Source organism: Streptomyces sp. NPDC005393 (genome assembly GCF_040606675.1).
GTDB lineage: Bacteria > Actinomycetota > Actinomycetes > Streptomycetales > Streptomycetaceae > Streptomyces.
In genome coordinates, this window is sequence record NZ_JBEXFG010000016.1 from 1 (window position 1) to 14586 (window position 14586).

Here is a 14586-nt window from a genome sequence, read left to right on the forward strand (position 1 = left end):
GCACCGGCGCCGTAAATATACGGTCCAGGCCCCCCGCCCCGGAGGCCCCGCACCCACACCCCAAACGCACCCCCGGCGCACCCACCCGCACCCCCACCGCACCCACACCCCAAACGCACCCCCGACACACCCACCCGCACCCGCACCCCAAACGCACCGCCGACGCACCCACCCGCACCCCCGACGCACCCGCACCCGCACCCGCACCCCAAACGCACCCACCCGCACCCCCACCGCACCCACACCCCAAACGCACCCCCGACGCACCCGCACCCCCACCCGCAACGCACCCGAAACGCATCCGCACCCGAAACGCACCCCCCGCGCCCCACCCCCCGCGCTACAGCCCCCGCAACAACACCGCCGGCCGCTCCACGCAGTCGGCCACATACCGCAAGAACCCCCCAGCCGTCCCCCCGTCGCACACCCGGTGGTCGAACGTGAACGACAGCTGCACCACCTGCCGCACCGCCAGCTCCCCCTCGTACACCCACGGCTTCGCGGCGATCCGGCCGACCCCGAGCATGGCCGCCTCGGGGTGGTTGATGATCGGGGTCGAGCCGTCGACCCCGAAGACCCCGTAGTTGTTCAAGGTGAACGTGCCCCCGGTCAGCTCCGCGGGCGCGAGCGTCCCCGTCCGGGCGGCCTCGGTCAGCCGCGCCATCTCCTCGGAGAGCCCCTCAGCGCTACGGGCATGCGCATCGCGCACCACCGGCACGACCAGCCCCCGCTCCGTCTGCGCCGCGAACCCCAGATGGACATCGGCGAGCCGGACGATCTCGCGACTGTCCATGTCGACCGTGGAGTTGAGCTCGGGGTAACGCGCGAGCGCCGCCGTGCAGATGCGGGCCAGCAGGGCGAGCAGGGACACCTTGGGGCCACCGGCGGCGTTCATCGCCGCGCGGGCGGCGAGCAGTTCGGTCGCGTCTGCGTCCACCCAGCACGTCGCGTCGGGGATCTCCCGGCGGCTGCGCGCGAGCTTGTCGGCGACGACGCCCCGCACCCCACGCAGCGGAACCCGCTCCTCGCGCGCCGCACCGCTCACGCCCCCAGGGGAGCCCGCCGCAATGACAGGCGCGGCAACGGTGCCCGCACGCGCGGGCCCCCCGGCCCCCACCGCACGCTCGACATCCGCCCGCAGGATCAGCCCCTCGGGCCCGGATCCCCTCAGCTCGCGCAGATCGAGGCCATGCTCCCGGGCCAGCCGCCGTACCAGGGGCGAGATGACAGGAAGGGGCCCGGCGGGGGGCTCGGCCACCGCACGGGACGGCGAAGAACGAACGCGCCGACGCCGCGCGGCTGGGGCCGTCGTCCCATAGCCGACCAGCACATTCCCGGACGCGCCGTCGGGGGAGGAGGCGGAGGAGACCGCCGCCCCGGAGTCGGAAGCCCCACCCCCCTCGGACGAGCCGGCCTCCTCCGACAGGGCCACCGTGATCAGCGGCGCCCCCACCGGCAGCTCCGTACCCTCCTCGCCAAAGCGGGCCGTGACCACTCCGCCGTACGGGCAGGGCACATCCACCATCGCCTTGGCGGTCTCGACCTCCACCACCGGCTGGTCGACGGCGACGATATCGCCGACCTCGACGAGCCACCGGACGATCTCGGCCCCGGTGAGCCCCTCACCCAGATCGGGCAGTGTGAACTCCCGCACGACAGCCATCAGACCGCGCTCCCCTCGGTCCACTCCGACTCCCACTGGAGCCGGGCGACGGCGTCCAGCACCCGGTCCACACCGGGCAGATGGTGCCGCTCGAGCATGGGCGGCGGATACGGGATGTCGAACCCGGCGACCCGCAGCACCGGCGCCTCCAGATGGTGGAAGCAGCGCTCCGTGAGCCGGGCGGCGATCTCCCCGCCGGGCCCGCCGAAGCCGGTGGCCTCGTGGACCACGACCGCGCGGCCGGTCCGGCGCACGGAGGCGCACACCGTGTCGTCGTCGAAGGGGACGAGCGAGCGCAGATCGACGACCTCGAGGTCCCAGCCGTCGGCCCGCGCGGCCTCGGCGGCTTCGAGGCAGACGGGCACGGAGGGCCCGTACGAGATGAGGCTGGCAGTCCGGCCGCCGGAACCGCCCCCGGCGGACCGCCGTACGACCGCACGCCCGATGGGCGGGACCTCCTCCGGCCGGTCGGCCGACCAGTCGGCCTTGGACCAGTAGAGCCTCTTGGGTTCGAGGAAGACGACGGGGTCGTCGGAGGCTATGGCGGCGCGCAGCAGCCCGTACGCGTCGGCGACGGTCGCGGGGGCGACGACATGGAGGCCGGGGGTGGCCATGTAGTAGATCTCGGAGGAGTCGCTGTGGTGCTCGACCCCGCCGATGCCGCCCCCGAACGGCACCCGCACGGTGATGGGCAGCGGCATCGCGCCGCGCGTGCGGTTGCGCATGCGCGAGACATGGCTGATGAGCTGCTCGAAGGACGGGTAGGCGAAGGCGTCGAACTGCATCTCGACGACGGGCCGCAGCCCGTACATGGCCATGCCGACGGCGGAGCCGAGGATGCCCGCCTCCGCGAGGGGCGTATCCGTGCAGCGGTCATCGCCGAACTTCTTGGCGAGCCCGTCGGTGATCCGGAAGACGCCGCCGAGGGTGCCGACGTCCTCGCCGAGGACGTGGACGGACGGATCGGCGGCCATGGCGTCGTGCAGCGCCCGGCCAAGGGCCTGGGCCATGGTGGCGGGCTTACGGGCGGTGCCGGTCCCGGCGGCTGTGGCGGTGGTCATCATTTCCCCTTAGTCGGACTCACCGCGGCCGGCCCCGCCGGAGCCGGCCTCGGCCTCGGCCTCGAGCTCCGCGCGCAACAGGGCCGCCTGCTCACGCAGTTGGCTGGTCTTGTCGGCGTAGACGTGCTCGAAGAGCTCCATGGGGTCGACGACCGGGTCCTGGTTCATACGGTCGCGCAGATCGGCGGCGAGCCGCTCGGCGGATTCGCGCGCGGCCCGGACGTCCGTGTCGTCGAGCAGATGGCGCTCCCGCATGGCCTCCTCCAGGAGCGCGATGGGGTCGTGGGCCCGCCACGCCTCGACCTCGGACTCGGAGCGGTAGCGGGTGGCGTCGTCGGCGTTGGTGTGGGCGTCGATGCGGTAGGTGACGGCCTCGACGAGCGTGGGGCCGCCGCCGGCGCGGGCCCGGCCCACGGCCTCGTCGAGGACCTGGTGCACGGCGGGCGCGTCATTGCCGTCGACGAGGCGGCCGGGCATGCCGTAGCCGACCGCCTTATGGGCGAGGGAGGGAGCGGCGGTCTGCTTGGCGAGGGGGACGGAGATCGCGAAGCCGTTGTTCTGGACCAGGAAGACGACCGGGGCGTTCAGGACGGCGGCGAAGTTGAGCGCCTCATGGAAGTCGCCCTCGCTGGTGCCGCCGTCGCCGACGAGGGCGAGGGCGACGACGTCGTCACCCTTGAGACGCGCGGCGTGGGCGAGGCCGACGGCGTGCGGCAGCTGGGTGGCGAGCGGGGTGCACAGGGGGGCGACGCGGTGGGTGTGGGGGTCGTATCCCGAGTGCCAGTCGCCGCGCAGCAGGGTGAGGGCCTGGACGGGGTCGAGCCCGCGGACGACGGCGGCCAGGGTGTCGCGGTAGCTGGGGAACAGCCAGTCCCGGTCCTGGAGCACCAGACCGGCGGCGACCTGGCAGGCCTCCTGCCCGGTGGAGGAGGGGTAGACGGCCAGCCGGCCCTGCCGGGTGAGGGCGGTGGCCTGCGTGTTGTAGCGACGGCCGCGCACCAGCTCGCGGTGGAGCCGGGTCAGCAGATCGGGCGAGATGTCGGCGGCAGCCGCGGTGCCCAGCAGGCGGTACGGTTCCGCGCCGGGCAGCAGCGGCGCCGCGTCGGCTCGGGGATGCCAGGCGGGCGGGGGAGCGGGCCGGTAGCCACCGGGCTGCTCAAGGACCGTCATGACGCGACCTCCAGGCGGGCAGACAGCTGGAAGGGTGCGGGGCGCGCCGTGTGGCGCCCCCTCTCCCTACCGATTGTTCGGTCGCTAACGCATTTTGGCTACAGGAGACCCAAGCCTGTGGACAAACGGTTCTGCACAACATGAGATGAAGACAGGTCGTCCACCAAGGGGAGGCGTAGCGGTATGCAGGGCGAACAGATGGCCAATCCGGACGGCAGACTCCCCGCGCGTGAGCTGGACTCCATCGACCGCGACATCCTGCGTCTGCTCCAGACGGACGGCCGCGCCTCCATACGCTCCGTAGCCGACCAGGTACATGTTTCGCGGGCCAACGCCTACGCCCGGATCAACCGCCTCATCGACGACGGTGTGATCCGCGGCTTCAGCGCCCGGGTGGACCAGGAGCGGGCCGGGCAGGGGGCGTCCGCGTACATCACGCTGAAGATCGTCCAGAACTCCTGGCGCACCGTGCGCGACCAGCTCAAAGAGCTTCCCGGGGCGGCCCACATCGCCCTGGTCAGCGGAGATTTCGATGTGCTGCTGCTGGTGCACACCGCGGACAACCGCTCGCTGCGCGAGCTGGTCCTCACCCGGATCCAGGCCATACCGGAGGTGCTGAGCACCCGGACGCTGCTGGTCTTCGAGGAGACGGAGCTCGATACGGAGCGATAGCCGGGTCCGGCGCGGGCGGGGAGCCCTACGGGGTGTCCCCGCCCTGCGGGCGCAGGCCCGCGAAGGCCGTCCGCACCACGGCGTCGGCCACCTCGCCGGAGGTCACGGACCCGCCGCGGCCCGGCCGGTACCACTCCGCAATGGAATTGATCATGCCGAAGAGCAGCCGGGTGGCCAGCCGGGCGTCCACATCGGCGCGCAGGTCGCCGTCGGCTGCCGCCTGCTTGAGCAGTTCGGCGACCTCGTGGTCGAACTCCCGCCGCCGCTCCATGGCCCACCGCTCGGTGTCCGTGTTGCCCCGGACGCGCAGCAGCAAGGTGACGTAGGGCAGCTCCGCCATCAGCACTTCGACGGTCCGCCGGGCCACGTACTCCAGCCGTTCGACGGCCCGGCCGCCGCTCGCGGCCGGCTCCTGGAGGATGCCGAACAACTCGTCCAGGGCGCGGCTCAGAGCCAGCCGGAGCAGCTCTTCCTTGCCCTTCACATGGTGGTAGATGGACGACTTGGAGATGCCGGCGGCGTGGGAGAGATGCTCCATGGACGTGCCGTCGTAGCCGCGCTCGTTGAACACCTCGACGGCAACCGCGAGCAGCGATTCGGGCGTATAGGTGTCGCGCTTGGCCATGGTCATGGTGAGAGCAGCCTTTCCTCGGCGGCGGCACGCCGCATCAGGGCCTGGGACGGTGCGTAGCGGCCGGTCGGCCAGGCCTCATGGAGGTTCCGCAGGGTGTCGCGCACCCAGGGGGCGCCGAGTTCGCGTCCCCAGTGCAGCGGTCCGCGCGGGTAGTTCACCCCGGAGCGCATGGCGGTGTCGATGTCCTCCGGGCTTGCCACGCCCCGGGCGGCGGCGTCCTCGGCGAAGTCCACGAGCATCGCGACGGTGCGGGCCACGATCATGCCCGGGAGGTCCTGGACGACGCTGACCCGCTTCCCGAGCGCCTGGAACAGACCGATCGCGGACCGTACGGACTCCGGGGAGGCGGCCTCGGACGGCGCGAGGGCGACGCGGGCGGCGGTCCGGTAGTCCAGCGCCAGATCGAAGCGGATACAGCCGGCGAAGGGGTCCGTGCCGGCGGGCGAACCGTCGGTCAGGGACAGCCGGGTGCCGTCCGGGAGGGCGAGGTATCCCGCGGCGTGCCCTGTCGCCGCCGCCCCCGGCGCTTCGACGGGTTCGCGGATCACCGTGATGCCCGCCTCCGCGATGAGCTCGGCAAGCTCGTCGGCGGGCCCCAGATGACCGTGGAGGGCGACCTTCTCGGGGGCCTCGTGAGGCTCGGCGGTGTGCGGTGCGGGGCGCTCGGCGCCCTCTGCGTAGTCGAACCAGCCGTGGCCCGCCTTGCGCCCGTGCCGTCCGGAGGCGACGAGCTGCCGCTGGGCGAGGGACGGGGTGAATTTCGGATCGTGGAACAGCGCTTCCCAGACGGAGCGGGTGACGGCCTCATTGACGTCCTGGCCGATCAGGTCGGTCAGCTCGAAGGGGCCCATCCTGAACCCGCCGGACTCGCGCAGCACGGCATCGATGGTGGCCGGGTCGGCGCCGCCCTCCTCTTGGATCCGGAAGGCTTCGGCGTAGAAGGGGCGGGCGAGGCGGTTGACGATGAATCCAGGGGTGTCGGCGCAGCGCACCGGGGTCTTCCCCCAGGCGGCGACGGTGTCGTACGCACGGTCGGCGGCGGCCTCGTCCGTGGCGGCGCCCCGGACGACCTCGACCAGCGGCAGCAGCGGCGCGGGGTTGAAGAAGTGCAGACCGACGAGGCGGCCGGGGTGGCGCAGGGCGCCCGCGACGGCCGTCACGGAGAGGGAGGAGGTGTTGGTGGCGAGCAGACAGCGGTCGGAGACGACGGATTCGAGGGCAGTGAACAGCTGTTGTTTCGCGCCGATCTCCTCAAGGATCGCCTCGATGGCCAGATCCGCGTCGGCCAGGTCGGTGAGCCCGGCGACCGGCGCGAGCCGGCCGAGAGCCGCGTCACGGTCCGCGGCCGGGAGACTGCCCTTGCCGACCAGCCGGTCGAGGCGGGCGGCGATGGCGTCCACGGCCCGGGCGGCCCGGCCGGGCGCGGCGTCATAGAGCCGCACGGGGTGGCCGGCGACCAGCGCCACCTGGGCGATTCCCCGGCCCATGGTGCCGGTGCCGATGACGGCGACGGTGCTGGTGCGCGCCGTACCCCGGTCGATCTCAGTCATGCCGCTCATCCTCTCGGACGAAGTTGTCCACAGGTTCTGCCAGGCCCTCTTGTCCCGACCGATCGTTCGGTTAATCTAACTCTGTCACCCTTCCCAGCCCAGCCCCAGCTCGACGAGGAGTTGGTCAGTCGTGACCACCGCACTCACCACAGCGCAATTGACCGAGACGCACCGCCCCACCCTCGACCAGGCCCTGGAGGCTATCCGTACCCGGGCGTACTGGTCCCCGCACCCGGAGCACCCGAAGGCGTACGGCGGCGAGGAGCGGGGCGGGCGCGCCAGCCTCGGCGTCGCCGAGGGCCAGGCCGCGTTCGAGGCGCTGCGCGGCAAGCGCATCGACCTGGACCAGCCGGGCACGGACGGCTGGACGGGCTCCGAGGTCTCGCCGTACGGCATCGAGATGGGCATGGAGTATCCGCACCCGGATATCGAGGTGCTCCTCCCGGCGATGCGGGCGGGATTGCCCGCCTGGCGGGATGCCGGGCCCGAGGCGCGGGCCATGGTGTGCCTGGAGATTCTGGCCCGAATCGGCGCCCGCTCGCACGAGTTCGCCCAGGCCGTGATGCACACGAGCGGGCAGGCGTACATGATGGCCTTCCAGGCGGGCGGCCCGCACGCACAGGACCGCGGCCTGGAGGCGGTGGCGTATGCGTTCGCCGAGCAGACCCGCACGCCGGACGCCGCGGACTGGTCCAAGCCGCAGGGCAAGCGCGATCCGCTGCGGCTGCGCAAGACGTTCACGGCCGTCCCGCGCGGTATCGCCCTGCTGATCGGCTGCAACACCTTCCCGACCTGGAACGGGTACCCGGGTCTCTTCGCCTCGCTCGCCACCGGCAATCCGGTGCTGGTCAAGCCGCATCCGCAGGCCGTGCTGCCGCTCGCGCTGACCGTCCAGGTGGCGCGGGAGGTGCTCGGGGAGGCGGGCTTCGACCCCAATCTGGTGGCGCTCGCCGCCGAGCGGCCGGACGAGGGGATCGCCAAGGTCCTCGCCGTGCGCCCCGAGATCCGCCTGATCGACTACACGGGCTCGACCGCCTTCGGCGACTGGCTGGAGACCCACGCCCGCCAGGCCCAGGTCTTCACGGAGAAGGCCGGGGTCAATACGGTCGTGATCGACTCCACGGACGACTACCAGGGCATGCTGGCCAATCTGGCCTTCTCCCTGTCCCTGTACAGCGGCCAGATGTGCACCACCCCGCAGAATCTGCTGATCCCCCGTGAAGGCATCGCCACGGACGCCGGGCCCAAGTCGTACGACGAGGTGGTGGCCGATCTGGCGGCGGCGGTCGACGGGCTGCTCGGCGACGATGTGCGGGCGGGCGCGCTGCTGGGCGCCATCGTGGGCCCGCGGGTCCAGGAGCGGCTGGAGGCCGCGCCGGGGCTCGGCGGGGTCGCCCTCGCCTCCCGCGCGGTCACCCACCCCGACTTCCCGGGCGCCACGGTCCGCACCCCGCTGATCGTGAAGGCGGACGGGGCCCGGAAGTTCGGGGAGGCGGCCGACGCGGACGCCCCCTATCTCGCCGAGTGCTTCGGCCCGGTGTCCTTCGCCGTCGCCGTCGGCTCGACGGCGGACGCGGTCGGGCTGCTGCGCCGGACCACCCGGGACAAGGGCGCGATGACGGTCGGCGCGTACACCACGTCGCCGGAGGTGGAGCGTCTGATCGAGGAGGCGTGTCTGGAGGAGTGCGCCCAGCTGTCGCTCAATCTGACCGGCGGGGTGTATGTGAACCAGACCGCGGCCTTCTCGGACTTCCATGGCTCGGGCGGCAATCCGTCGGCCAACGCGGCGCTGTGTGACGGCGCGTTCGTGGCGAGCCGGTTCCGGATGATCGAGGTCCGGCGCCCGGCGTAACCGCGGGGGCCGCGCCCGCGCGGCGGGTCAGTCGACCGCCGCGTGGGCGCGTCTACCGCGTGCTCGGCGGGACCGGGGCGGTTCCTGCCCAGTGGAACAGGGCCATGGCCACGCTGGTAGCCAGGTTGTAGCTGGACACCTGGGGTCGCATGGGAAGTGCCACCAGCCTGGTGGCCTGCTTCCGCAGCTCCGGCGAGATGCCATGCCGCTCCGAGCCGAACGCGAGCAACGCGTCATCGGGGATGGCCACAGACCGGATGTCCTCCCCCTCCGGGTCCAGGGCATACAGCGGGCCGGGTGGAAGGGCGTCGACCGGTAGCCGTTCGACCGCGGTGGCGAAGTGAAGACCCGCACCCGAGCGCACGGCATTCGGGTGCCACGGGTCGATATCACCGGTCGTGACCACACCCGCGGCTCCGAATCCGGCAGCAAGCCGGACGACGGCCCCGACGTTCCCGAGGTTGCGGGGGTTGTCCAGGACGACGACCGGTGCCGACCGGGGCCGGCCGGACAGGTCGTCCAGATTCGCCTGACTACTACGCCTGACCGCCAGAGCGGCGATCCCTGTGGGATGCACTCGGAGAACGAGACCACGAAAGGTCTGCTCTGGCACCTCAACGACCAGATCCGTGATCACGTCGGTCAGGTCGTCGGCCAGCTCGGCCGCGAGAGCCGTGACGGCGGCCTTGTCGCTCGTGACGGCAACACGCACGTCCGCACCGAATCGAAGGGCATGCTTCAGCGCGTGGAAGCCGTCGAGCAGGACGGTCTCAGGGGCGGTCGCGCGCCACTGCCGTACGGCCTTCATGGCCTCGTCGTCGCTCATGCCCACAGGGTACGGGCCAGGGCCGCGACCAGGTGTTTCGTCATCCGCTGACGCGGGCAGCCCGGCCGGTCACAGCAAGAGTCGTTGTCAGCGCGGAGTGGAACGCGCCTGCTGCGCGTTGCTCCGCGCGATGTGAGTCGTGGGGTGGTCGTCGCCGAGGACCCGGATGCTGTGGGTGAGGTTCTGCTCGAACATCGGGATGGCCCGGTCCAGATCCCCCACCGACTCGTAGGCGCGCGCAAGGTTGTTACGGGAGATCAGGGTGTCGGGATGATCGTCGCCGAGGATCCGCTGCCGGTCGGTGAGGTTCCGCTCGTAGATCGGGATGGCGCGGTCCAGGTTCCCGGCCGCCCGGTAGGCGCCCGCGAGACTGTTGCGGGAGGTCAGGGTGTCAGGGTGGTCGTCGCCGAGGATCCGCTGCCGGTCGGTGAGGTTCCGCTCGAACATCGGGATGGCCCGGCCCAGATCCCCCACCGACTCGTAGGCGCGCGCAAGGTTGTTACGGGAGGTCAGGGTGTTGGGATGATCGTCGCCGAGGACCCGGACGTAGTCGGTGAGGTTCCGCTCGTAGATCGGGATGGCCCGGCCCAGATCTCCCACCGCCCGGTAGGCGCCCGCAAGGTTGTTACGGGCGATCAGGGTGCTGGGGTGGTCCTCGCCGAGGATCCGCTGCCGGTCGGTGAGGTTCCGCTCGTAGATCGGGATGGCCCGGTCCAGGTCCCCCGCCGCCCGGTAGGCGCCCGCGAGACTGTTGCGGAAGGTCAGGGTGTCGGGGTGGTCCTCGCCGAGGACCCGGGCGCTGTCGGTCAGGTTCCGCTCGTAGATCGGGATGGCCCGGCCCAGATCCCCCACCGCCCGGTAGGCCCCCGCAAGGTTGTTACGGGCGGCCAGGGTGCTGGGGTGGTCCCCGCCGAGGATCCGAGTGCTGTCGGTGAGGTTCCGCTCGCGCATCGGGATGGCCCGGCCCAGATCCCCCGCCGACTCGTAGGCGCCCGCAAGGTTGTCGCGGGAGGCCAGGGTGCTGGGGTGGTCCCCGCCGCAGAGGCGTGTTGATGTGGTGGCCGAGCGGTGTGCGTACCGGGTGGCTTGGGGGAGCCGGCCCTGGCTGAGCAGGAATCGTGACGCGTTGTACAGGATGAACTCGGTGTCGACGGTGTCTGTGTCGGGGTGGGTGTGGGTGAGGTAGGCGTCGATGTGAGGGAGCAGGGCTCGCCAGCCGGGCCATTCGGTGATGTGGGTCGTCGGGGTGTGGGGGAGCGCGTCGCGGATCAAGCCTTCCGCGGTGGATTTGGCTTCGCTGATGGCCTGTTCGGTGCGGTGGGGGTCGTCAGGATCAGGGGTCCGGGCGACGGCCTGGACCAGGCGGTGGGTGGCGGCGGTGCTCTCCGTAAGGGTGATCATGCTGAAGTCATTGAGGAGGGCGAGGGCATCGGCGTCCGCGTCTTCCTCGTCGGTCGTGCCGCTGAGGAGGTCGCGGGGTATGTCGTGGGGAGCGAACCAGGCCATGACGCGTAGCAGGTGGATGGCCAGTGGGTCGCGTTCGGCGATGGTGTCGAGGGTGACGCGCCAGGTGCGGGCGATGGTGGTGCTGTGGGGGTCGCCGTTGCCGGGGGTGTTGAGCATCCGGGCTGCTTGGGCGCGGAAGCGCTGGAGGTATCCGGTGTAGGTGGTCCGGGTGCGGCGGATGTATGCGCCTGCTTGTTCAAGAGCCAGGGGAAGGTGGCCAAGTTCGTCGGTCAGTTCCTCGGCGGCCGAGTACTCCTCAGGGTCCTCCCGCCCGGCAAGTTGGTGCAGCAGGCTGGTGGCGGCTGAGGGGGTGAGGACCTCCAGGTGCAGGGGCTGGGCGGCCAGTTGGTCCCAGCCGTGGGTGAGGCGGCTGGTGATGAGGTGGTCGCCGCCGCTGAGTCTGGCGAGGTACGGGGCGAGGTGGTCGGGGTGGGTGGCGTTGTCGAAGATCAGGAGCCATCCGGGGTGGGTGTCCAGCCAGGCCAGGGCCCATTCGGCCAGGGCCGCGCCGGTAGTGGCGCCGGTATGGAGACCGGGGTTGAGCCGAGCGGTGAGCTGGGCCAGAGAATCGGTGATGGTCTCGGGTGTCTCGGCGTTGATCCACCAGACCGCGGCGTAGCCGGTGCGGTGGTGGTGGGCGAAGTGCAGAGCCAGGGTGGACTTCCCGACTCCGCCGAGCCCGGACATCGCCTGCGTGACGACGTGCGCGGCGGCCCGCGCATGCCGGGGCCGTAGAGCCTGCTCCACGGTGGCCATCTCCGCCTCACGACCGACGAACCGGTGGCTGGCGGGCCGTGGCAGGTTGTGCAGCCCCCGGGGGCCGGACACGTCGGCCGGCGGCGGCAGGATCAAGGGAGCCTGGACAGTTGTGTCACCGGTGAAGATGGAGCCGTGATTGGTTCCCACAGCTGGTGACCGGGCTCCCGATGTGGCGGGCCCAGGCGTCTGCGGCGACGCGCTTCGCGGAAAGGCTTCGGTCATGCTGCGGCCTCAGATGGTGGAGTCGCCGGTGCTGATGGTGCCGTAGTTGTTCTGGACGGCCGGTGACCTCTCCCCTGACGTGGTGATGGTGACCGTGGTTGGCGCGGCGGGTCGCGCCCATCCGGCGATGTCAGCAGCGATACCCGGGTGCGCCGTCAGCAGGCGGCGGACCTGCACTCGGAGCACCGCGGCCAGGTCGGCGTCATCGGGAGCGTCGGCCAGATCGCAGACGGTGCCGGCGAGGGCTTCCTGTTCGGCCGTCGTCTCGGTGCCGGGAGTGTCGCGACCGGTGAGGCGTCGCAGGATGCGTTGTCCGAACGAGACGGTGGCATCGGCGGCGTCGCTCTCGACGCGGGCCAGTACCGCGGTTCCGTAGGCGGTGATGGCTGTGGTGGCGTACGGAGCGAGATCCTGCGCGAGCTGGACCACGTCTACGGACATGGCGGCATCCCCCTGAGTGTCACAAGCCGCTGGCATCCCGGTACACGGCGGCATGACGGACAACCCAGCGTAGCCAACGGACGGCGGCATGACCCTGGTCGTACTGGGCCGGATCCTGGGGGCGGGTCTCGCCGCTCAGCCGATGAGAGTACGGGCCGGAGGCTCCTCGCCGCTCTCCCGCTCCCGCCGGCCCGGCAGCCGGACGGCGCGCGCCGCCACCCGGTCACGGGCCCGGCCCACCCGCGCACCGGCCCAGCGCAGGAAGTTGCTCGGCAGGAACACCGAGTCGGCCGCGATCGCGGCGAGCGAGAAGAAGGGCAGCCCCAGCATCACGGCGATGCCGAGGTGCTCCAGCATCAGCAGGACGAGCATCGCGTTCTTCACCCGCCGGTTCAGCAGGGTGAAGGGGAAGGCGACCTGCACGATGACCGTGCCGTAGGTCAGCACCATGACCAGCGTGCCGCTGGCGGCCATGGCCGAGGCGAGGCCGGGCCAGGGCGAGAAGTAGTCCAGATGCAGCGGGTAGTAGAGCGCGGTGCCGTCCTGCCAGCGCGAGCCCTGCACCTTGTACCAGCCGGCCGAGGCGTAGAGCAGACAGGCCTCGGCCATGATCACCAACAGTGCGCCGTTGTGTGCCAGATGGGCGAGCACCTCCATGACGGTGCGCGGCTCCCCCGGTGCGTAGCGCCGTACGAGCCACCAGCCGGCCTGGACGAGCCACAGCCCCCACAGGACCGTGGCCCAGCCCAGCCCGGGGAGGGGGCCGTCGGCCGTCCAGAAGAGCCGGGCGCCGGTGAACAGCTGCGCCCAGAGCAGGGCGGATCCGGTGACGGCCCACAGCACGATCCCGGCCGTATCCCGCGGCGGCTCCTCCGGGCCCCGGTCCTCCTGGCCCCGGTCCTCCTGGCCCTCCTGGTCCGGCCGGGCGGCGCTCTCCTGGTCCGCGCGGGCCGCGTGGCGCGCCGCCCGCCGGGCGTCCAGGGACCACACCTGCCCGCACCGGGTCAGCACCAGGTAGAGCGCCATCAGATGGACGAGGTTGTCGCCGCCGTCCCCCACGAAGATGCTGCGGTTCTGCAGGGACAGCACCCCGAGCATGAACAGCACCGACATGGTGCGGGTGCGCCAGCCGAGCAGCAGCAGCGCGCTGGAGACGAGGGCGAGGGTGTAGACGATCTCGAACCACACGACGCTGTCGGACCACATGAGCGCGCTGAAGGCGTGGTTGCCGTCGATCAGCCGGTCGGCCATGTCCCAGTTCCAGGGGCCGTCGGGGCCGTACAGCTCCCGGCGGTGGGGCCATTCGCGCACCAGGAAGAGCAGCCAGGTGAAGGAGAAGCCGATGCGCACCACGGCGCTCTGGTAGAGGCCGAGCGCGGAGCCGGTGACGCGGGCGTGGCCACGGGTCACGGCGGTCCGGAGGCGGGCGGAGAGGGTCACCGGCGCTCCGCCTCCGGGAGGTCGTCGGAGGTCACCGTCCACCACGGCAGGTTCCGGTAGACCGTCGTGGTGTCGGTCTTCTCCTCACCCCAGGGCGGCGCGGCCAGCGGTGTGGTCGCGGACCGTACCTGTATTCGCTCCACAGCCCCGCCGTCCTCGTCCCGGCCGAAGCGGAGCATCACGATCCGGCGGATGTACTGCTCGGAGAGGTTGCCGCGCATCCCGTTCGGCCGCTCCTGTGCGTCATGCGAGCTGACGTAGAACTCCCAGGCGCGGCGCAGTTCGTTCTGCTGGGTGTGGCTGGGCAGCAGATTGTGGTGGATGGCCGCCCCGTCCTGTGCGGAGAGGTTTCTCCAGCCGGTGGTCGCGGTGCCGCCCTCGGGTGTACGGATCTCGGCGCGTGCCTGTACCGCGACGTTCTGCTGGAGCGGATTGGGGGCGAAGAGCTTCCAGTTCCGCTCGAACTCGGGATAGACGTAGTCGTCGATCGCCGCGCCGTGCCGCTCGCTGAGGGTGTTGGGCGGCGCGACGTTCAGAAAGGCCATCGCGAGGTGAAGGGCCGCGGCGACCGCGACGGCCGCGATCCCCACCGCGACGATCAGCTGTGACGGCAGCGAGAGCGCGGCGACCCGTCCCGCCGCCTCGTCGGCCGGCTCCGTCTGCGCCATACCCCGCCCCGCTCCCGATGGTCCCGGTCCTCGCGCACACCAGGGCGGCTGCGCGCCCCCGCGGCCCTACGCCCGGAACGGTACCCATGGGAACCACCCGGCACAGCGTCCTCAGCGTTATC

12 protein-coding genes are annotated in these 14586 nt (G+C 71.6%); 2 read left to right on the top strand and 10 right to left on the bottom strand.

Annotated elements, in window-relative coordinates:
• Positions 1–340: 340 nt before the first annotated feature.
• Genes ABZS71_RS15895 through pdhA form a run of 3 tightly spaced genes read right to left on the bottom strand, consistent with a single transcriptional unit; the run spans position 341 to position 3894 of the window.
• Positions 341–1663 carry a dihydrolipoamide acetyltransferase family protein gene (locus tag ABZS71_RS15895; RefSeq protein ID WP_355858223.1) on the bottom strand — a complete coding sequence of 441 codons (1323 nt, stop codon included), beginning with the start codon at positions 1661–1663 and terminating at the stop codon, positions 341–343.
• The gene (locus tag ABZS71_RS15900) at positions 1663–2724 is read right to left on the bottom strand and encodes an alpha-ketoacid dehydrogenase subunit beta (RefSeq protein ID WP_356210497.1); all 1062 of its coding nucleotides are present in this window, start codon (positions 2722–2724) and stop codon (positions 1663–1665) included. Before ABZS71_RS15900 ends, ABZS71_RS15895 begins: the two co-directional genes overlap by 1 nt.
• Positions 2725–2733: 9 nt before the next feature.
• The gene (pdhA, locus tag ABZS71_RS15905) at positions 2734–3894 is read right to left on the bottom strand and encodes a pyruvate dehydrogenase (acetyl-transferring) E1 component subunit alpha (RefSeq protein WP_356210502.1); all 1161 of its coding nucleotides are present in this window, start codon (positions 3892–3894) and stop codon (positions 2734–2736) included.
• A 183-nt stretch (positions 3895–4077) separates the two neighbouring features.
• Between pdhA and ABZS71_RS15910 the strand changes: the two genes are divergently transcribed.
• Positions 4078–4566, top strand: coding sequence for an Lrp/AsnC family transcriptional regulator (locus ABZS71_RS15910; protein WP_356210505.1), 489 nt, complete (start codon positions 4078–4080; stop codon positions 4564–4566).
• Between the two features lie 25 nt (positions 4567–4591).
• Here ABZS71_RS15910 and ABZS71_RS15915 read toward each other — a convergent pair whose 3' ends face one another.
• The gene (locus tag ABZS71_RS15915; protein ID WP_355858211.1) at positions 4592–5197 is read right to left on the bottom strand and encodes a TetR/AcrR family transcriptional regulator; all 606 of its coding nucleotides are present in this window, start codon (positions 5195–5197) and stop codon (positions 4592–4594) included.
• Positions 5194–6750: a 3-hydroxyacyl-CoA dehydrogenase gene (locus ABZS71_RS15920; protein ID WP_356210508.1), complete on the bottom strand. Its 1557-nt coding sequence runs from the start codon at positions 6748–6750 to the stop codon at positions 5194–5196. Before ABZS71_RS15920 ends, ABZS71_RS15915 begins: the two co-directional genes overlap by 4 nt.
• 130 nt (positions 6751–6880) lie before the next feature.
• On the opposite strand from ABZS71_RS15920, the gene paaN reads away from it, so the two are divergent.
• Positions 6881–8602: a phenylacetic acid degradation protein PaaN gene (gene paaN, locus ABZS71_RS15925; protein ID WP_356210511.1), complete on the top strand. Its 1722-nt coding sequence runs from the start codon at positions 6881–6883 to the stop codon at positions 8600–8602.
• Positions 8603–8654: 52 nt separating this feature from the next.
• On the opposite strand, the gene ABZS71_RS15930 is transcribed toward paaN, so the two are convergent.
• From ABZS71_RS15930 to ABZS71_RS15950, 5 genes are all read right to left on the bottom strand, one after another.
• Complete coding sequence (locus tag ABZS71_RS15930) at positions 8655–9428, bottom strand: RNA methyltransferase (RefSeq protein WP_355858202.1); 774 nt, start codon at positions 9426–9428, stop codon at positions 8655–8657.
• 87 nt (positions 9429–9515) lie between these two features.
• Complete coding sequence (gene fxsT, locus ABZS71_RS15935; RefSeq protein ID WP_356210514.1) at positions 9516–11840, bottom strand: FxSxx-COOH system tetratricopeptide repeat protein; 2325 nt, start codon at positions 11838–11840, stop codon at positions 9516–9518.
• Between the two features lie 84 nt (positions 11841–11924).
• Entirely contained in the window at positions 11925–12356 is a 432-nt protein-coding gene (locus ABZS71_RS15940) for a hypothetical protein (protein WP_356210517.1), read from the bottom strand.
• A 135-nt stretch (positions 12357–12491) separates the two neighbouring features.
• On the bottom strand, positions 12492–13796 hold the full coding sequence (locus ABZS71_RS15945; protein ID WP_356210520.1) for an HTTM domain-containing protein: 1305 nt from the start codon (positions 13794–13796) through the stop codon (positions 12492–12494).
• A complete protein-coding gene (locus ABZS71_RS15950) occupies positions 13793–14464 on the bottom strand; it encodes a DUF5819 family protein (protein ID WP_356210523.1) in 672 nt (223 codons plus the stop codon). The genes ABZS71_RS15945 and ABZS71_RS15950 overlap by 4 nt, the downstream gene beginning before the upstream one ends.
• Between the last annotated feature and the right edge of the window lie 122 nt (positions 14465–14586).